Annotated in this window: 23 protein-coding genes and 1 tRNA gene; 4 read left to right on the top strand and 20 right to left on the bottom strand. The window is 41.3% G+C overall.

Translation table 11 applies throughout. From position 1 onward, the window contains the following. Positions 1 to 44 precede the first annotated feature (44 nt). From NQ560_RS06085 to NQ560_RS06000, 18 genes are all read right to left on the bottom strand, one after another. Positions 45 to 455 (bottom strand): hypothetical protein, encoded by a 411-nt coding sequence (locus NQ560_RS06085; RefSeq protein ID WP_005331642.1) that lies wholly within the window; start codon positions 453 to 455, stop codon positions 45 to 47. 23 nt (positions 456 to 478) lie between these two features. After that, a complete protein-coding gene (gene glyA, locus NQ560_RS06080) occupies positions 479 to 1,714 on the bottom strand; it encodes a serine hydroxymethyltransferase (protein WP_005331643.1) in 1,236 nt (411 codons plus the stop codon). 36 nt (positions 1,715 to 1,750) lie between these two features. Next, positions 1,751 to 3,013, bottom strand: a complete 1,263-nt coding sequence (locus tag NQ560_RS06075) for a S1C family serine protease (RefSeq protein ID WP_005331644.1) — start codon at positions 3,011 to 3,013, stop codon at positions 1,751 to 1,753. A 139-nt stretch (positions 3,014 to 3,152) separates the two neighbouring features. Continuing rightward, positions 3,153 to 3,734: a hypothetical protein gene (locus NQ560_RS06070; RefSeq protein WP_005331645.1), complete on the bottom strand. Its 582-nt coding sequence runs from the start codon at positions 3,732 to 3,734 to the stop codon at positions 3,153 to 3,155. Positions 3,735 to 3,769: 35 nt separating this feature from the next. Then, positions 3,770 to 3,841, bottom strand: a tRNA-Arg gene (locus NQ560_RS06065). A gap of 212 nt (positions 3,842 to 4,053) precedes the next feature. Continuing rightward, a complete protein-coding gene (locus tag NQ560_RS06060) occupies positions 4,054 to 4,929 on the bottom strand; it encodes a DUF5688 family protein (RefSeq protein ID WP_040015350.1) in 876 nt (291 codons plus the stop codon). Between the two features lie 124 nt (positions 4,930 to 5,053). Next, positions 5,054 to 5,611: an elongation factor P gene (efp, locus tag NQ560_RS06055; RefSeq protein ID WP_005331647.1), complete on the bottom strand. Its 558-nt coding sequence runs from the start codon at positions 5,609 to 5,611 to the stop codon at positions 5,054 to 5,056. An 86-nt stretch (positions 5,612 to 5,697) separates the two neighbouring features. Next, positions 5,698 to 6,207: a YqeG family HAD IIIA-type phosphatase gene (locus tag NQ560_RS06050; protein ID WP_005331649.1), complete on the bottom strand. Its 510-nt coding sequence runs from the start codon at positions 6,205 to 6,207 to the stop codon at positions 5,698 to 5,700. Further along, entirely contained in the window at positions 6,207 to 6,992 is a 786-nt protein-coding gene (locus tag NQ560_RS06045) for a shikimate kinase (RefSeq protein ID WP_005331651.1), read from the bottom strand. The genes NQ560_RS06050 and NQ560_RS06045 overlap by 1 nt, the downstream gene beginning before the upstream one ends. A 116-nt stretch (positions 6,993 to 7,108) precedes the next feature. Next, positions 7,109 to 7,807 carry a peptidoglycan recognition protein family protein gene (locus NQ560_RS06040; RefSeq protein ID WP_040015351.1) on the bottom strand — a complete coding sequence of 233 codons (699 nt, stop codon included), beginning with the start codon at positions 7,805 to 7,807 and terminating at the stop codon, positions 7,109 to 7,111. Positions 7,808 to 8,037: 230 nt separating this feature from the next. Continuing rightward, positions 8,038 to 9,492, bottom strand: coding sequence for an IMP dehydrogenase (gene guaB / locus NQ560_RS06035; RefSeq protein ID WP_005331653.1), 1,455 nt, complete (start codon positions 9,490 to 9,492; stop codon positions 8,038 to 8,040). Between the two features lie 174 nt (positions 9,493 to 9,666). After that, positions 9,667 to 11,292: a chaperonin GroEL gene (gene groL, locus NQ560_RS06030; protein WP_005331654.1), complete on the bottom strand. Its 1,626-nt coding sequence runs from the start codon at positions 11,290 to 11,292 to the stop codon at positions 9,667 to 9,669. 68 nt (positions 11,293 to 11,360) lie between these two features. Beyond that, positions 11,361 to 11,645, bottom strand: a complete 285-nt coding sequence (locus tag NQ560_RS06025) for a co-chaperone GroES (protein WP_005337820.1) — start codon at positions 11,643 to 11,645, stop codon at positions 11,361 to 11,363. A gap of 120 nt (positions 11,646 to 11,765) precedes the next feature. Further along, positions 11,766 to 12,080 carry a hypothetical protein gene (locus tag NQ560_RS06020; RefSeq protein ID WP_040015344.1) on the bottom strand — a complete coding sequence of 105 codons (315 nt, stop codon included), beginning with the start codon at positions 12,078 to 12,080 and terminating at the stop codon, positions 11,766 to 11,768. A 27-nt stretch (positions 12,081 to 12,107) separates the two neighbouring features. Beyond that, positions 12,108 to 12,893 (bottom strand): GTP-sensing pleiotropic transcriptional regulator CodY, encoded by a 786-nt coding sequence (gene codY, locus NQ560_RS06015; RefSeq protein WP_005337824.1) that lies wholly within the window; start codon positions 12,891 to 12,893, stop codon positions 12,108 to 12,110. Between the two features lie 63 nt (positions 12,894 to 12,956). After that, positions 12,957 to 15,038: a type I DNA topoisomerase gene (gene topA, locus NQ560_RS06010; protein ID WP_005331658.1), complete on the bottom strand. Its 2,082-nt coding sequence runs from the start codon at positions 15,036 to 15,038 to the stop codon at positions 12,957 to 12,959. 73 nt (positions 15,039 to 15,111) lie between these two features. Beyond that, positions 15,112 to 16,206, bottom strand: coding sequence for a DNA-processing protein DprA (dprA, locus tag NQ560_RS06005; RefSeq protein ID WP_005331659.1), 1,095 nt, complete (start codon positions 16,204 to 16,206; stop codon positions 15,112 to 15,114). Continuing rightward, entirely contained in the window at positions 16,206 to 17,759 is a 1,554-nt protein-coding gene (locus NQ560_RS06000) for a YifB family Mg chelatase-like AAA ATPase (protein WP_005331660.1), read from the bottom strand. The genes dprA and NQ560_RS06000 overlap by 1 nt, the downstream gene beginning before the upstream one ends. 280 nt (positions 17,760 to 18,039) lie before the next feature. Between NQ560_RS06000 and sigK the strand changes: the two genes are divergently transcribed. The 4 genes from sigK (at position 18,040) to NQ560_RS05980 (ending at position 22,047) form a co-directional block, all read left to right on the top strand. Further along, positions 18,040 to 18,657: an RNA polymerase sporulation sigma factor SigK gene (gene sigK / locus NQ560_RS05995; RefSeq protein WP_005337832.1), complete on the top strand. Its 618-nt coding sequence runs from the start codon at positions 18,040 to 18,042 to the stop codon at positions 18,655 to 18,657. Positions 18,658 to 18,715: 58 nt separating this feature from the next. Further along, the gene (locus NQ560_RS05990) at positions 18,716 to 19,996 is read left to right on the top strand and encodes a sensor histidine kinase (protein ID WP_005331663.1); all 1,281 of its coding nucleotides are present in this window, start codon (positions 18,716 to 18,718) and stop codon (positions 19,994 to 19,996) included. Beyond that, complete coding sequence (locus tag NQ560_RS05985; RefSeq protein WP_005331664.1) at positions 19,993 to 20,835, top strand: response regulator; 843 nt, start codon at positions 19,993 to 19,995, stop codon at positions 20,833 to 20,835. The genes NQ560_RS05990 and NQ560_RS05985 overlap by 4 nt, the downstream gene beginning before the upstream one ends. Before the next feature lie 147 nt (positions 20,836 to 20,982). Further along, positions 20,983 to 22,047, top strand: coding sequence for a PTS sugar transporter subunit IIC (locus NQ560_RS05980; protein WP_005331666.1), 1,065 nt, complete (start codon positions 20,983 to 20,985; stop codon positions 22,045 to 22,047). Positions 22,048 to 22,242: 195 nt separating this feature from the next. On the opposite strand, the gene NQ560_RS05975 is transcribed toward NQ560_RS05980, so the two are convergent. Then, positions 22,243 to 22,422: a hypothetical protein gene (locus NQ560_RS05975; RefSeq protein WP_005331667.1), complete on the bottom strand. Its 180-nt coding sequence runs from the start codon at positions 22,420 to 22,422 to the stop codon at positions 22,243 to 22,245. 14 nt (positions 22,423 to 22,436) lie between these two features. Next, entirely contained in the window at positions 22,437 to 23,087 is a 651-nt protein-coding gene (gmtX, locus tag NQ560_RS05970; protein WP_005331668.1) for a gamma-mobile-trio protein GmtX, read from the bottom strand. Positions 23,088 to 23,099 lie beyond the last annotated feature (12 nt).

Genomic DNA, 23,099 nt, shown 5'->3' with positions numbered 1-23,099 from the left:
AAATTCAGGAAAGGCTCCTAAAGAAAATTTTCAGCTTTTACATCTTACTTTAATAACATATACACAATAACTGCTGCCACTACGATAATTGCAATCGCAAGAATAATAATCGGTGCTTTAGACACCTTCTCTTCCTCAACAGAAAGCATGTCATCATACGCTTTTTTCATCTCTCGTTCCCGCTTATCACGTACTTCCTTTGGTGGAATATTGGAATACTTCTGTTCTCTTACAGAACGTTCCTTCTTTACATTCTCTTTTCTTGCGCTATCTTTTTTCGCACTATCTCTTCTACCAGCCTCTTTCTTCGCAGACATACGCTCTGTTTTCGGAGCCACATCTTTCGCCTGATGCTGTGGAACTTTAAATTTTTTCTTACATGTATAGCAAAGCAGATAATCCGGATCTTTTTTGCTTGGTTTCAATGGTCCGCCACATGTTGGACACTTCATCATCAATACCTCCTGTTATCTATCTCTTAGATCAATGGATATTTGTCAGTCAGACCTTTTACCATCTCGCGTACTTTTTCAATATTATCCTCACTCTTAATCACAAGTGCAATACCTTCCGCAATCACATCCATATCCTCTTCTACCATGCCTCTTGTTGTAACGGCTGGTGTTCCGAGTCTTACACCACTTGTAACAAATGGTGAACGTGGATCGTTCGGAATTGTATTCTTGTTGCAGGTAATATGAGCTTCATCAAGACGACGCTCCAGCTCTTTTCCCGTCACCTCTTCATCGCGAAGATCTACAAGCATCAGATGATTGTCTGTTCCTCCGGAAATGATTTTCACGCCACGGGACTGTAATCCTTTGCAGAGTGCCTGTGCATTTTTCAGAATCTGCTGTTGATATTCTTTAAACTCTGGCTGTAATGCCTCTTTGAAGCATACTGCTTTTCCCGCAATAATATGTTCCAATGGTCCGCCTTGTATTCCCGGGAATACAGCTTTGTTAAAGTTGAACTTATCTGCTGCCTCCTGGTTACACAGGATCATACCTCCTCTTGGTCCACGAAGAGTCTTGTGAGTCGTTGTCGTTGTCACATGAGCATATGGAATCGGGCTTGGATGCAGTCCTGCTGCAACAAGACCTGCAATATGAGCCATATCTACCATCAGATATGCGCCTGCTTCGTCTGCAATCTCACGGAATTTTTTAAAATCAATTGTTCTCGCGTAAGCACTTGCTCCTGCGACAATTAACTTCGGCCTTTCTCTCAAAGCGATCTCTCTTACATTATCATAATCGATCACGCCTTGTTCATTGACACCATAGGACACAATATTAAAATATTTTCCGGAAATATTGACCGGTGAGCCGTGTGTCAGATGTCCGCCGTGATCCAGATTCATTCCCATTACTTTATCTCCCGGCTCCAGCATTGCAAAAAATACTGCCAGGTTTGCCTGTGCTCCTGAATGTGGCTGAACATTTGCATACTCACAGCCAAATAACTCTTTTGCTCTGTCTCTGGCAAGATTCTCTACAACATCTACACACTGGCAGCCGCCATAATATCTCTTTCCCGGATACCCCTCTGCATATTTGTTCGTCAGCGGACTTCCCATGGCCGCCATGACTGCTTTACTTACCCAGTTTTCAGATGCGATCAGCTCGATGTGTGAGTTCTGTCTTTCCATCTCTGCCTTGATCGCATCTGCTATTTCGCTGTCTGTCTTTTCAATTTCATCAAATGTATACATAGTCCTGTCCCTCCTATGGGGACAATTATATCATTTTTATGATTTACTTCCAAGTGTTACTTCGACAGTTTTTTCAGTATATTCGCCATTATTTCCAGGAACCTGTACGGTTACCTTGACTTTATCACCCACACGATAATACTGAAGCTGTTCTTTCAGTGAATTCATATCGCTGATTGTGGTTCCCTCAAGTCCTGTAATAACACTGCCTTTTGTCAGACCTGCCTGCTGGGCTCCACCATTCTTTACAACATCGGAAATATAAACTCCAGTAGGCATATTATACATCTTGGCACTTTCATCCGAGACATCTACACCCTGGATTCCAAGATATCCTTGTTCTGCCTCAGACACTTTTGTCTTTGTCTCCTGATTCATCAAATTCTGGATCGTATCGCTTGCATCAGAAATTGGTATAGCATAGCCCATACCTTCTACACTGTCTGTTGCAACTTTTGCGGTATTAATTCCAATAACTTCACCGTTAGAGTTCAAAAGTGCTCCGCCACTGTTACCAGGGTTGATTGCTGCATCTGTCTGAATCAGAGTACCTCCTTCATAACCGTCCAGTGTCCGCTCCGTTGCAGATACGATACCTGATGTTACAGACTGTCCATAACCAAGTGCATTACCGATTGCGACGACCTGTTCACCTACCTCAAGCTTACTGGAATCTCCCATTGTCGCAACTGCGATCTCATCCATAGTAGAATCTTTCACATCGCTGATCTTGACAGCCACAACTGCAAGATCTTTTGTGGAATCAGTTCCTTTTACATTAGCCTCAACACTTTCATTATCCACAAAAGAAACTGTAAGCTTTTCATTGCCTTCCACTACATGATTATTTGTAAGGATCAGGAGTTCGCTATCTGTCTGGCCGATAATAATACCAGATCCGACACTTGTACTCTCCTGCTGCTGTGTTCCTCCGAAGAAACTCTGTACTTCCTGAACGCTCATATTCGTAATAGATACGATAGATGGCATTGCATTCTTTGCAATCGATGCAATATCGGAAGTTCCTGTACTGCTTGATGATGTTGTTAGTTTCGCACCATCCACTGTCTGTGCTGTCTTGGCAGTCTTACCGTTTGTAGTTGTTGTGCCGAACACTTTTGTTCCCACATAATTTCCTGTCTGGAATGTTACACTTGCCACAAGCCCAAATGCAACTCCGGCGCATACAAGTTTCACTGGTTTTGGCACCTTTCGGTTCTTTTTTGGCTTTGGCGTTTCCTCGTTCATACCATTCATGTCATCAGGTTCTGGTTTATAATAAGTATATTGATTTTCCATATCAATAATCTCCTTTCCTTCATTTCTGTAATAGATTGTATCGTTTAAATGTGTTCGAATTGTGATGAAATCTTGTCAAATCTATAAATTTAAAAAAGAAGCATGCTTCTGACAGCATACTTCTCTATTTCTAAAATATTTAACCGTTATCTTCCGTACTTCCATATGCATTCTGCAATTCGCTCAACGCCTCCCGCAAAAGTGCATCGGACTGAAGTGCTCCATTATACTCCTCATTCACTTTCCGGAACAGATTCTGAACATCCTGGTGTTTCGTAAGTCTTGCAATGTATCTCTGTACGTCACTCTCTTTTGGATCTGAGATTACCTGCATCTTGTCCTTTTCTTTTTTTGCATAAAATGTTGCAAGTCCTGGTACTTCTGTATAAATCCCTCGGATTTTCATATCGTATGTCACAAATGTCACATATGTATCCGCATCTTTTCCTTCCTTTGTATACACATGCAGATTATGATAAGCTTCTACATAGCCTGTCTCTTCCTGCATCTTCGCAAAGTGTTCTTCCACTGCCCGATTCACTTCCAAAACTGCATCTTCCAAAAGCGGATTTGCCTCTTCCGATTCACATTCCAGATAAACAGCCTGTATCTTCAACGAACTTGTCTTTTGTACCTTCTGTGCTTCTTCTCTGGTAAATCCATACCCCGCTGCTCCTATCATCATAAAAAGAAGCAGGAGGACAATCCACCTTCTCTTCATAGATCTCCTCCACACATCAGTACTCGTTATTCATACACACCCGGGCGGATTCGAACCGCCGCTCCCGCCTCCGGAGGGCGGTGCTCTATCCCCTGAGCTACGGGTGCCTGGTCAATTTGACTTTGTAATAGTAACACATTTATCTCACAAAGTAAAGTAAATACATGAGATAATTTTCTACACAATTCGAATCATTATAACATTATAGCAAGAGCGCCTTCGGCATTCTTGACCGCTGGCGCTCCCATACACCAATTATAATACTCTTCTATATCATAGATTATCTTTCGCTACTTGCATTGACTGCTCTTCACTTTTCTTATAATCGCAATCTCCGTTCTTTTCTGTCATAATAATAAACATGATCTGACAAAATATCTTCGTCCGGTACCTGTGTCTCATTGACTTCTCGTAACATCTCTGTCAGCATTCTCCGTCCCGGCGAAGCACTCTCCGGCACTATGATCATCTCATGGACACTACTTGGAACCACATAGAAATTCTCTTTAAGACATAAACTGATACCTGCAAGTCTGTCTGGATACAGAATTGCTGATGCTCCATAATTGCGTATCTGATTCGTCAATACATACATAGGTTCTTCCGGACATTTCTCCTTTATTCCTGTAAGTTCCGCAATCAGATCACTCATAGTCAGAAATTCTCCCGGAAGTTCATGCCATGTATTATATCTTGCCTGATGATAAATGTCCTCTTTTGTCACATGCCACAGTTTCAGATGCCGGTTACGGATCATCATTGTCGCCATGCCATAATCTCCTGCTTCAAAAAGTACACAAAAGATAATTGCCAGATCAAGATATGGCACATATGGCACTTCCTGAAGGAGTTCTTCATTTGCCTCACGACCAATCAGACGATAAATCACTTTTTCCTTGATTTTGTCGTATTCTCCAAGCTTCTGCTCATCCCACGGCCGGTCAACTTTCAAATCCTCATACAAATCGGCCACTTCTTTTGCAATCTTATCAACTCCTTTGCCACTAAGGAACTGTTGATAATATTCTTCCAGATAGATGGTCGGTGAAATATTCGTACTGTCATCCTCAATCAGAAGCCCGCTCCGCTCGGTTCCGTTATTCTTCTTCACGGTACGTGTGCTGACTCTGATGTGTGTCCCCATGTTCTCTCTTACTTTTTTCTCTACTGTCTCTAAAAACTGCTTATAATCCATATATCTCCTTTCCTCAGACAGCAGCAGTTTCTGTGTTTCAAATATTATGGTATTAGAATTATAAAAAAGCCCTGCAAAAAATGCAAGGCTTTTGTCGTTTGTTTTTCTTATGTTTTCCTTAAGCTTATGCTCTTGAAAGATACTCGCCGGAACGTGTATCAATCTTGATGACCTCTCCCTCATTAACGAACAGAGGAACCATAACCTGCGCACCAGTCTCAACGATAGCCGGTTTTGTAGCACCTGTTGCTGTGTTACCTTTTACGCCCGGCTCAGACTCTGTGATCAGAAGCTCAACAGTTGTCGGTGGGTCAATTGCAAATACTTTACCCTGATATGATTTCAGAGTTACGTCTGTTCCTTCTTTTACGAACTTCAAGCTATCTCCAACATCCTCAGAATCAACCGGAATCTGCTCGAATGTCTCGTTGTCCATGAAGTAATACAGGTTTCCGTCAACATAGGAATACTGCATTGTCTTTCTCTCGATAAATGCTTTCTTTAATACATCTTTAGATGGGTTAAATGTTCTCTCAACAACACCACCGTTGATAACATCTTTCAGTTTTGTACGGACGAAAGCAGAACCTTTACCTGGTTTTACATGTAAGAATTCCAGACATTCATATACCTTTCCGTCGATCTCATACGTCGTACCTTTTTCAATATAAGCATCAGCCATTGTATATATCCTCCTTAATCGCACCCGAATGGCACTTTATACGTTTTCACTTTTACCATTTTATAATAGATTGTGCCTTTTTTCAACTATTTTTTCGCCTGTTTCTTACTTCTTGCATAAAAATACAACACAATCTTCTCCAAATATCTCTTCAGCACAATCTGAATCTCTTCTTTTGGGTGAATCGGTTTCACAAGAATATTGGAAATCCCCGTTCTTTTTGCGCCCCAGACATCCGTAAATAACTGATCTCCGATAAACACACTGTTTGTCTCATCAGTTCCCATAATCTCCATAGCCTTCCGGTAATTCTTTGTTGATGGCTTGTGCGCATTGTACACATAATCTACTTGAATCGGCTCATTGAACATCTTTACACGCGGCTCCTGATTATTGGAAATGAGACAACATTTAAATCCAATCTTTTTTAATCTGTCAAAGAGTGCGATTGCCCTCGCATCAGCCGGTGCTCCATGCGGTACAAGTGTATTGTCAATATCAAAGATCAGGCCACGATATCCTTCTTCATATAATTTTTCAAAATCAATCACATATGTGGAAGCCACATATCTATCCGGGAAAAATCTGTCAAACATTACTCTCCATCCATTTCTGTCAGTCTCTGTACTAACTCTTCACACACCTGAAGAACAGTCTTGTGATCCGTATTGACAATAATATCGGCGGCTGCCTCATATTTTTCACGACGTGCCTCCATCAATTCTGCAATACCTTTTACATTCTTCCGTCCTGCGAGAACCGGTCTGTCGTCGGAATCTTTCACGCGCTCATAAACTTCCTCCGGACTGGCAGTCAGAAGAACTACTCTTCCATTCTTCTTCATCTGTTCTACATTGCATTCTCGAAGTACAACTCCGCCTCCGCAGGAAATGAGTACATTTTTGCGGCTCTGCATTTTCTTTAGGAGTTCTGTCTCACAGTTACGGAAATATTCTTCGCCATAAGTTGCAAAAATATCCGGAATGCTCATTCCTTCCTCTTTCACAATTTCCTGATCCATCTCTACAACTTCCATGGCAAACATGGTACTTAAATACTCTGCCACTGTTGATTTTCCAGCTCCCATAAATCCGATCATTACAATATTGTAATCGAATAACTTTCTTGCCTGAATCTTCTTGCTGTTCATACGGATACATTCAAAGATATCCATAATCTCTTCTCTGTACTTATTATCATTCAGCTTTTCTTCCAGTCTCAAGGCCTGTTTTGCCTCCTGCTGCGGCTGTAAAATCGGCATACCATATTCCTCTTTATATGCCATGATTTTTTCTACTATTTTACTTCTTTCAACAAGTGCATCAATAATCTTATCATCACAAAGCGCCAGACTCTCTCTGTACATTTCCAAATCATTCATCGTATATTACTCCTGTGTCAAATGTGGCCTCTTTATCCACTTCTTTTCTGTCTTACCGGGTGTATTATACCAACAATTATCTTATTTCGCAACTGCCTTATTTTTTCTATTCATTCCTATTCCGGATTCTTGTTCATCGCCATAGCTGACTTTACATCTTTCCGGAACTGATCCCATGCGCCTTCATTTTCCACAAAATATTTCGGACAAATTTTCCCAGTCACATCATAGTGGCGGATCACATCTTCTTCTGTCAGGTTGAACTTCAGACAAAGCCACGCTGTCAGTTGGACCATAGAACGATAAGTCGCATCATTAAACTTTCCAGTCGCATCCGGATGGCAACATTCGATGGATACTGTATCATAATTCCTGTCATTCGATGCATACGCCACTTCCCAGGTCGGAATACACTGCACGATCTCCCCGTTCAGTCCCACCACGAAATTACTGCTGGCTTTCGTCTCGTGACTGTCTTTTAACCCTTCAAAATAATTCCGGTTACCTATAGCCGTTGCTCCAGGATTAGCTGTATAGTGAATAACAATCCCTGTAATCTTGTCTGTCTTCTCCTGCGATCTGGAATATGGATTCGGTGTCAGAAGCTCCACGTCAATATCAGGCTTTGATGCATCCACTGCTTTCGTATCCACCTCATAATACTTATTGGAAAAAAATCCCGGATTATTTATTTTTATAATCAACATGACCACTAGCACAATTCCAAGAATAAGAAAACCCAGCCGGATATTCCGCTGGGTCTTTCTTTTCTTCTTTGTCGTGCTTAGAGTTCTTCTTTTTCTGTTCCTCTTCATCTGCACGTTCTTTGCCCCGCCTTTTTCTGATTCAAGAATGCCCCAGGCATTCTTGCTGCCCGCCACCTATAGAGGTGGAGTCATCACTCATCTGATATATATTCTACATATTCCAGCGAAACATTTTATGAATGAATTCTTATTAATTTATGAATTTTATTATCTGCTGTTCACTCAGCCACAAATTCTATCTTTCAATGCAAAAGCAACTCACCAGTGAATTGCTGATCTTACTCGTCTACGCTGTAGTTCGGAGCTTCTTTTGTGATGTGGATGTCATGTGGGTGACTCTCTTTTAATGATGCAGAAGAAATCTTGACAAATCTTCCTTTTTCCTTCAGATCTTCGATTGTCGGTGCTCCACAGTAACCCATACCGGAACGAAGACCTCCCATTAACTGGAATACAGTATCTTCTACGCTTCCCTTGTAAGCGACACGTCCTTCGACACCTTCCGGTACCAGTTTCTTGGCATCTGTCTGGAAGTAACGGTCTTTACTTCCGTTCTCCATAGCGGAGATAGATCCCATACCACGGTAAACCTTGTATTTTCTTCCCTGATATAACTCAAATGTTCCTGGGCTCTCGTCACAACCTGCAAAGATACTTCCCATCATACATACATTTGCTCCGGCTGCAATTGCCTTTGTCATATCTCCTGAGTACTTGATTCCTCCATCAGCAATAATCGGAATTCCATATTTATCTGCTGCTTCATAGCAATCCATAACTGCTGAAATCTGAGGCACACCGATACCTGCGATGATACGTGTTGTACAGATAGATCCAGGTCCGATACCAACCTTAACTGCATCAGCTCCTGCTTTAATCAGATCCTCTGTAGCCGCTCCTGTTGCAACGTTACCAGCAATAACCTGAAGATCCGGGAATTTAGACTTGATCATATCCACTGTGCGGATAACATTTGCTGAATGTCCGTGTGCAGAATCAAGAACAACAACATCAACCTTTGCATTGACAAGCTCCTGAGCTCTCTCAATACAGTTTGCTGTAATACCAATAGCAGCACCACAAAGAAGACGTCCCTGTGAATCTTTTGCTGCAAGAGGGTATTTGATCTGTTTTTCAATATCTTTAATTGTAATAAGTCCTTTTAAGTGAAAATCCTTATCTACAATTGGAAGTTTCTCTTTTCTTGCTTTTGCAAGGATCCGTTTCGCTTCCTCCAGTGTAATTCCTTCCGGTGCTGTGATGAGCCCCTCAGAAGTCATAGACTCTTTGATCTTCTTCGAGAAATCTTCCTCAAATTTCAGATCGCGGTTCGTGATAATACCGACCAGCTTTCCGTTCTCTGTGATCGGCACACCTGAAATGCGGAATTTAGCCATTAATTCATTAGCATCTGCCAGTGTATGATCCGGTGAAAGATAAAATGGATCTGTAATAACACCATTCTCAGAACGCTTTACTCTGTCTACCTCTTCAGCCTGAGCCTCAATAGACATATTCTTATGAATGATACCGATTCCTCCCTGACGAGCCATAGCAATTGCCATACGATGCTCTGTAACCGTATCCATACCTGCACTCATCATCGGTATGTTAAGGTGGATCTTCTTTGTCAGATATGTTGACAGATCAACCTGATTCGGAATTACTTCTGAATAAGCTGGTACTAAAAGTACGTCATCAAATGTAATACCTTCTCCAATAATCTTTCCCATGATTATTATCCTCACTTTCCTTTGTAATATTTAAAAGCTATGATACAAAAAACAGTCGGCATTTGTCAACCATTTTCTCTATTTTACCACAAATTGTATTAAAAAGAAAACTCCCTAAAGGGGGAGTTTTCATAATACTAATCTATGATTATTAGAATTGCTAATACACTATTCTTACATCATTCCCATGCCTGCTCCGCCGCCTGCTGGCATTGCCGGAGTATCTTCTTTGATGTTCGCTACACAAGACTCTGTTGTCAGAAGCGTAGATGCTACACTTGTTGCGTTCTGAAGTGCACTTCTTGTTACTTTAGCCGGATCAAGGATTCCTGCCTCTACCATATCTACATACTCTTCTGTCAATGCGTTAAATCCTACGCCTGGTTCAGACTCAGATACTTTATTGATAATAACAGAGCCTTCCAGTCCTGCATTTGCAGCAATGTGGAATAATGGAGCCTCCAGTGCTTTGAGAACTACATTAGCTCCTGTCTTTTCATCACCTTCCAGTGTTGCAGCATATTTTGCTACTTCTTTTGCTGCATGGATATATGCAGAACCGCCACCAGAGATAATTCCTTCTTCTACTGCTGCTCTTGTTGCTGCCAGAGCATCTTCCATACGAAGTTTTGCTTCTTTCATCTCAACTTCTGTTGCTGCTCCGACACGGATTACTGCAACTCCGCCTGCCAGTTTTGCAAGTCTCTCCTGAAGTTTTTCTTTATCGAATTCAGATGTTGTATCCTCAATCTGAGCTTTAATCTGAGCAACTCTTGCCTGGATGGAATCTTTGTCTCCACAGCCGTCTACGATAACTGTATTCTCTTTCTGTACTTTGACTGATTTTGCACGTCCAAGCTGATCCATAGTAGTATCTTTCAGCTCTAATCCAAGCTCCTCGGAAATTACCTGTCCGCCTGTCAGAATAGCGATGTCTTTGAGCATCTCTTTTCTTCTGTCACCATATCCAGGTGCTTTTACAGCAACAACATTGAATGTTCCACGCAGTTTATTTACGATCAGGGTTGTAAGAGCTTCACCCTCAACATCCTCTGCAATGATCAGAAGTCTGGATCCTGACTGAACGATCTGCTCAAGTACTGGAAGGATTTCCTGAATGTTGCTGATTTTCTTATCTGTGATCAGAATATATGGATCCTCCAGATTAGCTTCCATCTTATCCATATCTGTTGCCATATATGCAGAAATGTATCCACGATCGAACTGCATTCCTTCTACAAGGTCAAGCTCTGTTTTCATTGTCTTAGATTCTTCGATTGTGATAACACCATCGTTAGAAACCTTCTCCATAGCATCTGCTACCATCTGGCCTACTTCCTCGCTTGCTGCTGAAATAGCTGCAACCTTAGCGATCTGGTCTTTACCGTTAACTTTGCTGGACATGTTCTTAATTGCCTCAACGGCTGCATCTGTAGCTTTCTGCATTCCTTTACGGAGAATGATCGGGTTAGCACCTGCTGCCAGGTTCTTCATTCCTTCATGTACCATAGCCTGTGCAAGTACAGTAGCTGTTGTTGTACCATCTCCTGCTACATCATTTGTTTTAGATGCAACTTCTTTGATGATCTGAGCTCCCATATTCTCAAATGGATCTTCTAACTCGATTTCTTTTGCGATTGTAACACCATCATTTGTAATCAGTGGTGCACCAAATGATTTGTCAAGTACTACGTTACGTCCTTTTGGTCCAAGTGTCACTCTTACTGTATCTGCTAACTGATTTACTCCTGCTTCCAGGGCTGCTCTTGCTTCTGCTCCGTATTTAATTTCCTTTGCCATGATTAAACTGCCTCCTAAATTAGACTTTACTGATTTCACACAAAATATTTAAAATTAACAAACATTCCTTATTCGATGATTGCTAAAATATCATCCTGTTTCACAACAATATATTCTTCGTCTTCAATCTCAACAGATGTTCCTGCATATTTAGAATAGATAACCTGCTGTCCTACTGTTACGTTCATCTTCACTTCTTTTCCATCAACAGTTCCGCCTGGTCCGACTGCCACAACTTCTGCCTGCTGTGGTTTTTCTTTAGACTGTCCAGGTAATACGATTCCTGACTTTGTAGTCTCCTCAGCCACGATCTGTTTCAATACGACTCTGTCTCCTAATGGTACTAATTTCATATTTATTCCTCCTTGCTTTAACATCTCTTTTATGTTGTTAGCACTCATAAAAAGAGAGTGCTATTAAAAACTCTAGGTATAAAATAGCACTCTCTTTCTCTTTTGTCAACACTCTTTTATTTATTTTATCTTGTTTATATTTTTTTCATAAAAGCCGTTTTGTACACGAAATACTAAGACTTTTCCGACTTTATTACAGTATCTTTCACGTATGACGCCCTGGCACCAGATTTCTTTTTTTTCACTATTGATCGTACATCTATATACTCCATCCAGCAAAAAACTTGTGATATCTGATTTTCCTGCAATTAAGTATATGTTCTCTTCTTCCGGATCATACCGGATTACTTTACAATGATGAATGATTTCATCTTTTTCTCCATCTTCCAAAAACGTCCGCGTCATCTGAAGCAGCGCCGGACACTCTTCATACATGTTGTCCATCCTCCGATTTTTCAAAGTTTAACCTCTGTTCTTTTCTTCCTTGATGTGCTCCAGTTCTGTAAATACATAATCATTTACAACTTTGATATAAGTTCCTTTCATTCCTGATGAACGAGATTCAATCACGCCTGCACTTTCAAACTTGCGCAGAGCATTTACAATTACAGAACGGGTGATTCCAACTCTGTCTGCAATCTTACTTGCAACCAGAATTCCCTCTGAGCCATCCAGCTCATCAAAAATATGAATGATCGCTTCAAGTTCTGAATAAGATAATGTACTGATCGCAGACTGTACAATGTGTTCTTTTCTTGTCTCCTCTGCACTTTCTTCGTTAACAGAACGGAGCATCTCCAGTCCTACAACTGTTGTTCCATACTCGCTGAGAATGATATCATCAATCTCATACGGTTTATCTACTTTGTAAATGAACAATGTTCCGAGACGCTCTCCTGCAATATTGATTGGCGTGATGATTGCCTGATATCCTCCGCTTGCCTCAGCAGAAAATCCCAGTGTCTGAAGATTTACATTCTCCTTTGTTGATAAGATACTAAGCAATCTCTCGTTCAACATACCATCAATATGCTCGCCAACCTCACAGGCAATCAGTTCTCCAATCGGCTGTACATTCAGGCACCGACTTTTTCCAAGCACCTTTCCTTTTTTACTGACTACCAGAACATTTGACTCCAGTATCTCAGTCAAGACATCACAAATGTCATTAAATACAACCTTGCTCGAATTATTGTTGTGTAGTAATTTGTTGATTTTTCTAGTTTTATCTAATAATTGTACGCCCATATGCAATTCCTCCATCTATGAGTGTATATTATCATACAATTCACGCTTATTCAATAAATTTCCTTAATTTTCTTTCTCTTTTTTTATACTTTCAGTGTAACCACATTGTTCATTGCTGCAAAGAAGTTTATTTCCTTTTTCTACCATATAATTTCCACACTGAGGGCACTTCTTTTCAGACGGTTTTTGCCAGGACATGAACTCACATTCCGGATTATTTTCACAACCGTAATAGCGTCTTCCCTTCTTCGTTTTGCGAATTACTACATCTTTTCCGCACATCGGACATTTTACACCAATCTTTTCCAGATACGGCTTTGTATTCCGACATTCCGGGAATCCCGGACATGCCAGGAATTTTCCATGCGGACCGTATTTGATAACCATGTTTCTGCCACATTCTTCACAGATTACATCCGTTACTTCGTCCTCGATTTTTACCTCTTCCAGTTCTTCTTCCGCTTTTTTCACGGCTGCGTCCAAATCCGGATAGAAATTTTCAATAATCGTCTTCCATCTGACTTTTCCTTCCGCAACACCGTCCAGAAGACTTTCCATATTTGCTGTAAAACTGACATCCACAATACTTGGGAATGAATGCATCATTATATTATTAACAACTTCTCCAAGTTCTGTCATATAAAGGTTTTTATTTTCCTTCGCAACGTATCTTCTATTTATAATCAATGTAATTGTCGGTGCATAAGTACTTGGGCGTCCGATTCCCAGCTCCTCCAAAGTCTTTACAAGAGACGCCTCTGTGTAGTGTGCCGGCGGCTGTGTAAAATGCTGCTTACTGTCAAACTGTTCCAGAGAAAGTTCACTGTTCTCATCCAGTCCCTTTAAAAGCACACCCTTCTCGTCTTTTTCTTCTCCCGCCTCCGTATAGATCAGACGGAATCCTTCAAATGCAATCTTTGATGTTGCAACATTGAAACGATATTTTCCTGCTGCGATTTTTACAGAAGTGGTCTCATAAACTGCAGGCATCATACGGCTTGCAACAAAACGTTTCCAGATCAGCTGATACAGGCGGAACTGGTCACGGGACAAGGAATCCTTCAACATAGCCGGAGTGCGGGTAACATCCGTCGGACGAATTGCCTCATGAGCATCCTGAATCTTCTGACTGCCACTTTTCCTGGTGCCTTCTGCTGCCACATACTGACTGCCATACTGCTCTCCAATATAGCTTCTTACATTCGCATCTGCCTCTTCGGAAATACGGGTAGAATCCGTACGAAGATATGTGATAATACCCACGGTTCCACTTCCCTTGACATCAACTCCTTCATAAAGCTGCTGCGCAATACGCATCGTCTTGGAGGTTGCAAAATTCAAAGCTTTGGAAGCTTCCTGCTGCAGTGTACTTGTCGTAAATGGGACCGGTGCCTTTTTTGTACGCTCTCCTTTTTTGATTTCACTCACTTCATAGTCCGCACCATCAAGCTCCTTTAAAATCTTATTCAAGTGTTCTTTCGACTCAATCGTCATCTTCTCTTTCTCTGTTCCGTAGAACTTCGCGATCAGAGGCTTTCTCTCACCTTTTACGTTCAGCTCTGCATCCAGAGTCCAGTATTCCTCTGGAATAAATGCATCGATTTCCGCCTCACGATCTGCTATAATGCGAAGCGCTACAGACTGCACACGACCGGCACTTAAACCTCTCTTTACTTTGGCCCAGAGGAGGGGACTGATGCGGTATCCAACCACACGGTCCAGCACACGTCTCGCCTGCTGTGCATCCACCAGATCCATATCGATATCCCGCGGGTTCTTAAGAGATGCCTTCACCGCATTCTTGGTGATTTCATTGAAGCTAATACGATAAACTTTCTTATCCTCCAGTTTCAATGCTTTACTCAGATGCCAGGAAATCGCCTCTCCTTCGCGGTCCGGGTCAGTTGCGAGATAAACTTTATCTGCTTTTTTCACTTCTTTTCTGAGATTTGCAAGGATCTCACCTTTTCCACGTATCGTAATATACTTCGGTTCGTAGTCATTCTCCACATCTACACCAAGCTGACTTTTCGGAAGATCTCTGACATGTCCATTTGACGCAGCCACCACATAATTACTTCCCAGAAACTTTTTGATTGTTTTCACCTTTGCCGGTGACTCCACTATCACGAGATATCGTGCCATATCTGTATCTAACCTCCATGTTATCTGTATCGGGCAAATTCCCGTACACTATTTTCGTTCAAATGCAAATGTTTCATCTCACATCTGACATTCTGACATAATAATTCTTTGCCGTTTCTTTTATATATCCTTCCATCTCCAGCGTCATAAGTGTCTCCATAAGAATCCGTGCATCAAGCCCGGTCTTCACCTGAATCTCACTTACATTTCTGGGGAACAAATCGAGACAACTATACACCACTTTTTCTGTTGTTTCAAGCATTTTTTCATTTTTTAATAATTCTGTAGAGTTTTCAGAAACCTCAATCTGCAGTTCTTTCAGGAATTCTTCCGGCGAGATTAATATGCCCGCACCTTGTCTGATCAGCCTGTGGCACCCCTGACTAAGAGTACTTGTGACAGGCCCTGGAAGAGCATATACGTCCCTCCCCTGTTCCAGTGCCATATCTGTGGTAATCAAAGATCCGCTTTTTTCTTTCGCTTCCATCACAAGCACTACATCTGCCAATCCACTGATGATACGATTTCTCAGCGGAAAATGATATGACATAGGTGGTTCTCCTGGTATTTGCTCCGAAATTATCCCTCCTTCTCTCTGAATATCCATATACAGACCGATATTTTCTCTCGGATAACAAATGTCCACACCGCAGCCTAACACGCCATAAGTTGTTCCCCCTCCATTTAGCGCACCCCGTTGTCCGGCCCCGTCAATACCAAGTGCAAGACCACTGATAATCTGTACCCCGGCTGATGCCAGACATTTCCCATATTCCAGCGCCTGCCCTTCCCCATAATTACTACATCTTCTTGCTCCGATAATCGCTACCGAAGGCCGGTCTTCTTCCGGCAGTTTCCCTTTTACATAAAGCGCATACGGTGCAGTGTCAAGCTCCGACAACCGTTTCGGATATGTTTTTTGAAAATACGGTACAAAATCAATTCCTTTTTCTTCCATATTATAATATTTTTCTTCTAAATCTTTCTGCTTTCTCGCCATTTTCAGCTGTTCTATATCCTTTTTTGTCAGGAAATTCTGTAATCTGAGTTGAGTTTCTTCTATATAATATATCTCTTTTGCAGAGCCATATGCCTCTCTTAGTTTTTTCTTCTTACTATCAGAGATATTTTTCATCCTGGCAAACCAGTATTCATAAATCACCCACATTACCTCCCCCAGTATTTTTTATCCAGCATACGGTATCCAAGCGCCTCTTTCAGATGGCTGCATCCAATCTGTTCTTCCCCGTCCAGATCAGCGATCGTTCTGGCGACTTTCAATACTTTATGATAAGTCCGGGCAGTCAGATTCATCGTTGAAAATGCACATCGCATCAGTTTTTCTTCTTTTTCTCCAATTTGGCAAAATTCTTCCATCTGCCGTACTCCGATTCCGGAGTTTGTCCGGATATCGGTCCCCTCATAACGCTGCTCCTGGATTTTTCTCGCCGTGCAGACACGGTTACGTATTTCTGCTGATGTTTCCTCTTTTCCAGTCTTGTGTAATTCCCCGTATTCTACCCTTGAAGCCTCTACACATAAATCCATACGATCTAAAAAAGGCTGGCTTACATGACCCAGATAATTTTGAATCTGCGTTTTTGTACAATTACATTTGTTCAAATCCGGATAATTTCCACAAGGACACGGATTCATTGCCGCAATCAACATAAAATCAGCCGGATACTCATAACATCCACTGTTTCTGGAAATCCGGATTTTATGTTCCTCCAAAGGTTGTCTTAAAACTTCCAGCACTGGCTTACGGAATTCCGCCAGTTCATCTAGAAATAAGACACCTCCATGTGCAAGACTGATTTCCCCCGGATTCGGTATCACACCACCACCAATAAGTGCTGCTCTCGTTACCGTATGATGTACACTTCGAAATGGACGTTTTGTAATCAACGGATATTCCCGGTCTACCATCCCTGCCACGCTGTAAATCTTTGTCACCTCCATACTCTCTTCCAACTGCATCGGCGGTAAGATGGTCGGGATCCGCTTTGCCACCATGGATTTTCCGCTTCCCGGCGGACCTACAAGCAACAGATTATGACCACCCGCTACTGCAACTTCAACCGCCCGCTTCACCATATCCTGTCCACAGATATCACTGTAATCCACATCATATAACATCTCCGGTTCCCATATCTGTTTAAACTCAGTGATTGCTTTCGTCTCTGATATTTTTCCCCCTAACCCTTCCTTCTTATTTAAATCCCGGCACAATTGTTCCAATGTCCCGGCACCTATAATACGAATTCCCGGAACAAGACGCCCTTCTCTTACATTTTTTTCGGGCAAAATACATGTGTGAAATCCCTGCATCTTTGCCTCCAGAACGATTGGCAGAACTCCCTCTACTTCACGTACTTTCCCGTCCAGACTAAGTTCCCCGGCTACAAGAACTCTCTCCAGCGCTTTTGCCGGAATATTGCCAACAGCTTCTAATACAGATAATGCGATTGGAAGATCATAAGATGCTCCTTTCTTTTTCACCGTTGCCGGCGACAGATTTACTACGATTTTCTTAGGTGGAAGCGAAAATCCACTGTTACGGATCGCAGTCCGCACCCGCTCAGCAGCCTCCTTCACTTCCGACGAAAGATATCCCACCATATGGAACATCGGAAGACCATTACTGACATCTGATTCTGCATGAATCACTTCAATATGAAGTCCCTGAACACAGGCAGACGCAATTGAACTAAATGCCATTCATACACCTCATTTCTAACTGAACTATACTTTTTATTCACATTTTCATGTTCAGTCACTCATAAATTTTTTCGATAATCAGGTAACAATTAATAACAATCAATCTCAATCAAAATCGTTGGATTCTCCGGCGGATACCGCCCGATACAACAGATCTCCTGCAGACGGAAGAATTTCCTGTCTGAAGTAGCCTCAGTATAGCACACTTTTCCACATGGGAAAAGCACAAATTTTCATTTTCCATCATAAACTATATCAAATCTGTCTCGAGGTGCATTTCTTGAAATCTTTCCCCCTTCCCCTGACTGCTTCTGAAGAACAGTATTACCTGCAAAAATATATCGAGGGCGACTTAAATGCCAAGCATATCCTGATTGAGCATAATCTCCGGCTCGTAGCTCATATTGTCAAAAAATATCAGGCAAATGTAGAAGAAGCTGAAGATTTGCTTTCCATTGGCACCATCGGGCTAATCAAAGCAGTCGTTACATTTAATCCGGGAAAAAATGTTCGTCTCGGAACTTACGCTGCACGCTGTATTGAAAATGAAATTCTGATGCATCTGCGTGCCAGAAAAAAAACTTCTCGGGAAGTCTCCCTTTATGAACCAATCGGCACGGACCGGGAAGGCAACGAAATCCAGCTTTTCGATGTAATTGAGACAGACGATCAGGAGGCCCACCGGAAAATCGAGGAAAAAGATGATATTTTGAAATTATATCAACACGTAGAGTCTAAATTATCCACCCGGGAACGTCTGGTCTTAAAAATGCGCTATGGTCTGTATAACGAAGAAGAATATACACAGCGCGAAATTGCAAAGCTTCTTGGCATCTCCCGCTCCTATGTATCCAGAATCGAAAAGAGCGCTATTGAAAAACTGCGTGGGTATTTTTAATACTTGCGCAGTCTTCTTTTTTCCTGTACTATATTAGGTATAGGGTGTGGTATATATTATGAAAGATATATTGAAAAAATCTATATTTTACAGTTTCGCAATTGCTTTAACTTCGCAGCTCAGTATTAACTGGTTCACAGCAAACTTTAAAATATCCATTGCAGTCGTTATTCTGGCCGCTTGTGGATTATTAATGTCCAATTTCCCACTGATTCCGGTTACATTTTTATCCGCAATCGGTGTATTTTCTATGCGTATGATCGTCTACTGGATCACCCACGGGCACTGGACGAGTCCTTCTCACTATATGCCGGAGATAGCTTTCTATCTTTGCTACGGACTTCTTCTACATCTGTATATCAGACGGTTTGATCATTTGTCGGCTGCTATTCATGAAAAGCGGAACCTGACACTGGGAGCTCTGATTCTGATTGATTATTTAGCAAACTTTATCGAGCTTCTCGTACGACTGGAACTCAGTTCCCTTGTGCTTCACATGCAGTCCGGAATCTTTCTGGCTGCTGTTATGCGTTCCTGTCTCACATGGCTTGTCATGTTGCTCTTTGAAAAATACCGGATCTTTTTAATTAAGAAAGAACATGAGGAACGTTATCAGAAACTGGTACTTCTCTTCTCCAAACTCAATGGGGAAATTGTCTGGATGAAGAAAAATACTACATTAATCGAAGAAACTATGAATAATTCTTACCGGCTCTTTGAAACACTGCGTGACTCAGGTGCCGATCCTGCCCTTGCCTCTTCTGCGCTTACTACTGCAAAAGATATTCACGAGATAAAGAAAGAATATCTGTTGATCATGCGTGGAATTTCCGAAGCACTGGAACAGGAACTGGAAAATGACGGTATGTATCTGGAAGAAGTGCTCTCCCTTTTAAAATCTTCCATCACCAATCTGGCGGAATCACAGAGAAAGACACTGAATCTTACTTATGAATATCAGAAAAATTTCTATACTTCCAGCCACTATGCCCTTCTTTCCATCTTCCGTAACCTTTTTGTAAATGCTTTGGAAGCTTCGAAGACTGACACAGTTAATCTTTCTGTCACAGAGGTCATCGAAGATGGGCAGGCTATTTTTACCGTTACTGATGACGGTCCGGGAATTCCGGCTGAATACATAGGAGAAGTATTTAAGACTGGATTCTCAACCAAAATTAATTTCCAGACAGGGGAAGTCAGCCGGGGACTCGGGCTGAATCTGGTACAAGATCTTGTAGAAGGGGAATTACATGGAACAATTGGTCTGACCTCTGTTCCTGGTCGGACAGTTTTTACCATCTGCATTCCTTTAAATGAATTGGAGGTAATGTCAAAATGATGTCTTTCTATTTTATAGACGATGACAAAAATATTTGTAACATTTTGAAACTAATTATAAATGAACGAGGACTTGGGGTATGTTGCGGCAGTGCTAATAATGCGGCTGAAGCACTGGAAGATCTTCCTTCAGCTAAACCGGATATTGTAATTGTAGATCTGCTCATGCCTGAGATGGACGGAATCAGCTTTGTAAAACAGGCTCGAAAAATAGTACCAGATGCATCTTATATTATGCTGTCTCAAGTGTCCTCCAAAGATATGATTGCTTCTGCTTATGAAGCCGGGATTGAATTCTTTATCCAGAAACCAATTAATAGTGTGGAAGTAGAAGCTGTCATCAAAAAAGTTTCCGATGGCTTATCTATGAAACGAATGGTCCGCAAAATGCAAAACATTTTTATGGAAGATACCAGCCCTGCAACTGTGACTGTACCTGACAATAGTGAGCAGATTGAGAATTCCCTTCGCACAATCCTTACAAGAATCGGTATTATCGGGGATATTGGCAGTAAAGATATTATTTCTATCGTCAAATATCTGGTCGACCACCAGGATCATGCTGACTCACTGACAGTTAGCGATCTGTGCAGCCGCTTCTGTGATACACCGAAATCTATGGAGCAGCGCATACGCAGAACAGCATTTAATGGCCTTGTAAACCTGGCTCACCTTGGTCTTGAAGATTATAGTAACGAAATTTTTGTAGACTATTCCAGCACATTATACAATTTTGAGCAGGTTCGCAGGGAAATGGATTTTATACGTGGAAAGACTGATAAACACGGCAATGTAAGGATTAAGCAGTTTTTGAACGCATTGGCCTCTTATTGTCAATAATGCACAAAGTTATCACGATTTGTTAAATTTTTAATGGTATTTTGACACCATTTGATACTTTTTGTAACCATGCTTATATATTAATCTCATCAATAAACACGGCGATGTTATTAAAATAACAAATCAAAGAAATGTGAGGTACAAAGTATGGTAACAATTTTATCTGGTGTAGGTTTACTACTCGTCACTCTGGCAGTCTTCTCTATTTTCAGTCTGAAGATGCCAAAAGGATCTCTTGCAATGGGCGGTATGGCAGACGCAGCCGTTGCAACATTCCTTGTTGAAGCAATTCATAAGTATATTTCCGGTGATCTGATTGGCATTGCATTCTTACGTGAAGTTGGAGATATCTCCGGAAGCATGGGCGGCGTTGCCGCAGCTACTCTTGTTCCAATTGCAATGGGTGCTAACCCGTTATTCGCAGTTGTAGCCGGTGTTGCTGTTGGTGGATTCGGAATCCTTCCTGGATTTATCGCAGGTTATGTCATCGGATTCATCGCTCCGATTATTGAAAAGAAACTTCCTGTTGGAATTAACATTATTGCAGGAGCACTTGTAATTGCTCCAGTTGCCCGTATTATTGTAACAGTTGTTGATCCTGGTGTAACATGGATTCTGTCACACATTGGTGCTACTATTTCTGCTGCTACAGACCAGTCTCCAATCGTTATGGGATTCCTGTTAGGTGGAATGATGAAGATGATCTGTACATCGCCGCTTAGTTCTATGGCGCTCACAGCTATGTTAGGACTGACCGGTCTTCCAATGGGTATTGCAGCCATCGCATGTTTTGGTGGATCCTTTACAAATGGACTTGTATTCCACAAACTGAAACTTGGTAACAAAGGTAATGTAATCGGCGTTATGCTTGAGCCATTAACACAGGCTCCAATCGTTACTTCTAACCCGATTCCGATTTACGGTTCTAACTTCTTCGGAGGTGGATTTGCCGGAATTTCAGCAGCAGTATTCCACATTGTGAACGATGCACCTGGTACAGCATCTCCAATCCCTGGACTGTTAGCACCATTTGCATTTAACCCGGTTCAGAATGTATTACTTGCTCTTCTGTTCGCAGCTATCGGAGGAAGTGTTGCAGGACTTGTAGGTGGAACAATTTTCAAACACATTCGTATGAAAAACGGAACTTACGAGAAAGCATCTGAAGCAGCCGAAGAAATGGCAGAAGCAGAGCTTGAGCCTGGAATGTAAGTATCGCACTCCATCGATATTGACATTGATACATATTAAAAAAGATGCGCTTCTGGCGAAATATAAGGTAAATAGTATAATAAATCTATTGTAAGCCTTATATTTAGTGGACTCTAGTTTGATTACATATAATCAAACTTTATAATCAAACTAAAATAGCTGACAAAGTAGAGTATTCTACTGTCAGCTATTTTGTTATTGTTCATTTAACATTTCTTCGCAAACCATAGAAATAAATAGACCTCGTTGAATCATTTCATTTAAATGTTTATGCGATAAATCTGCACCATTACGCATAAGTTCGGATATTTCGGCTGACAAAGCATCTGCTTGCTCTTGTATGTAAAGTATTTGATTTTTTTGTTTACTGGTCATAGATTCATTCCTCTTTATATCTCATCAAGTATCTTTTTTATTGCAGTGACATACCCAGCTTTATATACTGGATATCCTTTTTCTTTAACTCTGCCTTGCTCATCAGTAGTCCAACCTCGTTCTTTGAAAAACTTGTCTGAAACAGCATCCTTTAATGCCTCAATTTCCGTTTCTGTCAAGTCATCTATAGCCGAAACAACAACTACATCATTATTAGCTAACGAATTGCTCTTCTGATTTCGCATATCTACGGTAATACAAGTTTGATTTTTAAGTAGATTATTCTCGTTTTTAAGCTTTCTATTTTCTGCCATAATCATACCAACCAAAGCTTTTACGGTTGGCTCGGAAATCTGTGAAAGTATTTCGTCGTTTATGGTGGTTGTAGTTTGTTTTTTAGGCTTTTTTGTCGTTGTATTGGAATACTCAGCCCAATTGTTGATAAGGAGTCTGTACGGCTCTGCATTCTTGTTTCGTAAAGCCTGTTCGCTTAATCCACCTTTATCAGACATAAGAGCAGCAATAGTGCCTAATGAAAAGTCTTTCACTTCTGCCTCCGATTGCTTTTTGCATACTTCATGAACAAGCGCAAGTGTTTTCTTCTTCCTAGTTGAAGCATTTTCGCATAACTGATTATATAAATCGTCTGGTTGAATATTACTCATTTTGTCACCTCT

Source organism: Dorea formicigenerans, assembly GCF_025150245.1.
Lineage (GTDB): Bacteria > Bacillota > Clostridia > Lachnospirales > Lachnospiraceae > Dorea > Dorea formicigenerans.
The sequence above is the reverse complement of the archived record's forward strand: the minus strand, read 5'-3'. Positions and strand labels throughout refer to the sequence as shown.

What these genes read in the sequence shown, in the direction of transcription:
- NQ560_RS06085 (WP_005331642.1), bottom strand. Translation starts at nt 455, where the DNA reads ATGATGAAGTGTCCAACATGTGGCGGACCATTGAAACCAAGCAAAAAA.
- glyA (WP_005331643.1), bottom strand. Translation starts at nt 1,714, where the DNA reads ATGTATACATTTGATGAAATTGAAAAGACAGACAGCGAAATAGCAGAT.
- NQ560_RS06075 (WP_005331644.1), bottom strand. Translation starts at nt 3,013, where the DNA reads ATGGAAAATCAATATACTTATTATAAACCAGAACCTGATGACATGAAT.
- NQ560_RS06070 (WP_005331645.1), bottom strand. Translation starts at nt 3,734, where the DNA reads ATGAAGAGAAGGTGGATTGTCCTCCTGCTTCTTTTTATGATGATAGGA.
- NQ560_RS06060 (WP_040015350.1), bottom strand. Translation starts at nt 4,929, where the DNA reads ATGGATTATAAGCAGTTTTTAGAGACAGTAGAGAAAAAAGTAAGAGAG.
- efp (WP_005331647.1), bottom strand. Translation starts at nt 5,611, where the DNA reads ATGGCTGATGCTTATATTGAAAAAGGTACGACGTATGAGATCGACGGA.
- NQ560_RS06050 (WP_005331649.1), bottom strand. Translation starts at nt 6,207, where the DNA reads ATGTTTGACAGATTTTTCCCGGATAGATATGTGGCTTCCACATATGTG.
- NQ560_RS06045 (WP_005331651.1), bottom strand. Translation starts at nt 6,992, where the DNA reads ATGAATGATTTGGAAATGTACAGAGAGAGTCTGGCGCTTTGTGATGAT.
- NQ560_RS06040 (WP_040015351.1), bottom strand. Translation starts at nt 7,807, where the DNA reads ATGAAGAGGAACAGAAAAAGAAGAACTCTAAGCACGACAAAGAAGAAA.
- guaB (WP_005331653.1), bottom strand. Translation starts at nt 9,492, where the DNA reads ATGGGAAAGATTATTGGAGAAGGTATTACATTTGATGACGTACTTTTA.
- groL (WP_005331654.1), bottom strand. Translation starts at nt 11,292, where the DNA reads ATGGCAAAGGAAATTAAATACGGAGCAGAAGCAAGAGCAGCCCTGGAA.
- NQ560_RS06025 (WP_005337820.1), bottom strand. Translation starts at nt 11,645, where the DNA reads ATGAAATTAGTACCATTAGGAGACAGAGTCGTATTGAAACAGATCGTG.
- NQ560_RS06020 (WP_040015344.1), bottom strand. Translation starts at nt 12,080, where the DNA reads ATGTATGAAGAGTGTCCGGCGCTGCTTCAGATGACGCGGACGTTTTTG.
- codY (WP_005337824.1), bottom strand. Translation starts at nt 12,893, where the DNA reads ATGGGCGTACAATTATTAGATAAAACTAGAAAAATCAACAAATTACTA.
- topA (WP_005331658.1), bottom strand. Translation starts at nt 15,038, where the DNA reads ATGGCACGATATCTCGTGATAGTGGAGTCACCGGCAAAGGTGAAAACA.
- dprA (WP_005331659.1), bottom strand. Translation starts at nt 16,206, where the DNA reads ATGTGGGTGATTTATGAATACTGGTTTGCCAGGATGAAAAATATCTCT.
- NQ560_RS06000 (WP_005331660.1), bottom strand. Translation starts at nt 17,759, where the DNA reads ATGGCATTTAGTTCAATTGCGTCTGCCTGTGTTCAGGGACTTCATATT.
- NQ560_RS05990 (WP_005331663.1), top strand. Translation starts at nt 18,716, where the DNA reads ATGAAAGATATATTGAAAAAATCTATATTTTACAGTTTCGCAATTGCT.
- NQ560_RS05985 (WP_005331664.1), top strand. Translation starts at nt 19,993, where the DNA reads ATGATGTCTTTCTATTTTATAGACGATGACAAAAATATTTGTAACATT.
- NQ560_RS05980 (WP_005331666.1), top strand. Translation starts at nt 20,983, where the DNA reads ATGGTAACAATTTTATCTGGTGTAGGTTTACTACTCGTCACTCTGGCA.
- NQ560_RS05975 (WP_005331667.1), bottom strand. Translation starts at nt 22,422, where the DNA reads ATGACCAGTAAACAAAAAAATCAAATACTTTACATACAAGAGCAAGCA.
- gmtX (WP_005331668.1), bottom strand. Translation starts at nt 23,087, where the DNA reads ATGAGTAATATTCAACCAGACGATTTATATAATCAGTTATGCGAAAAT.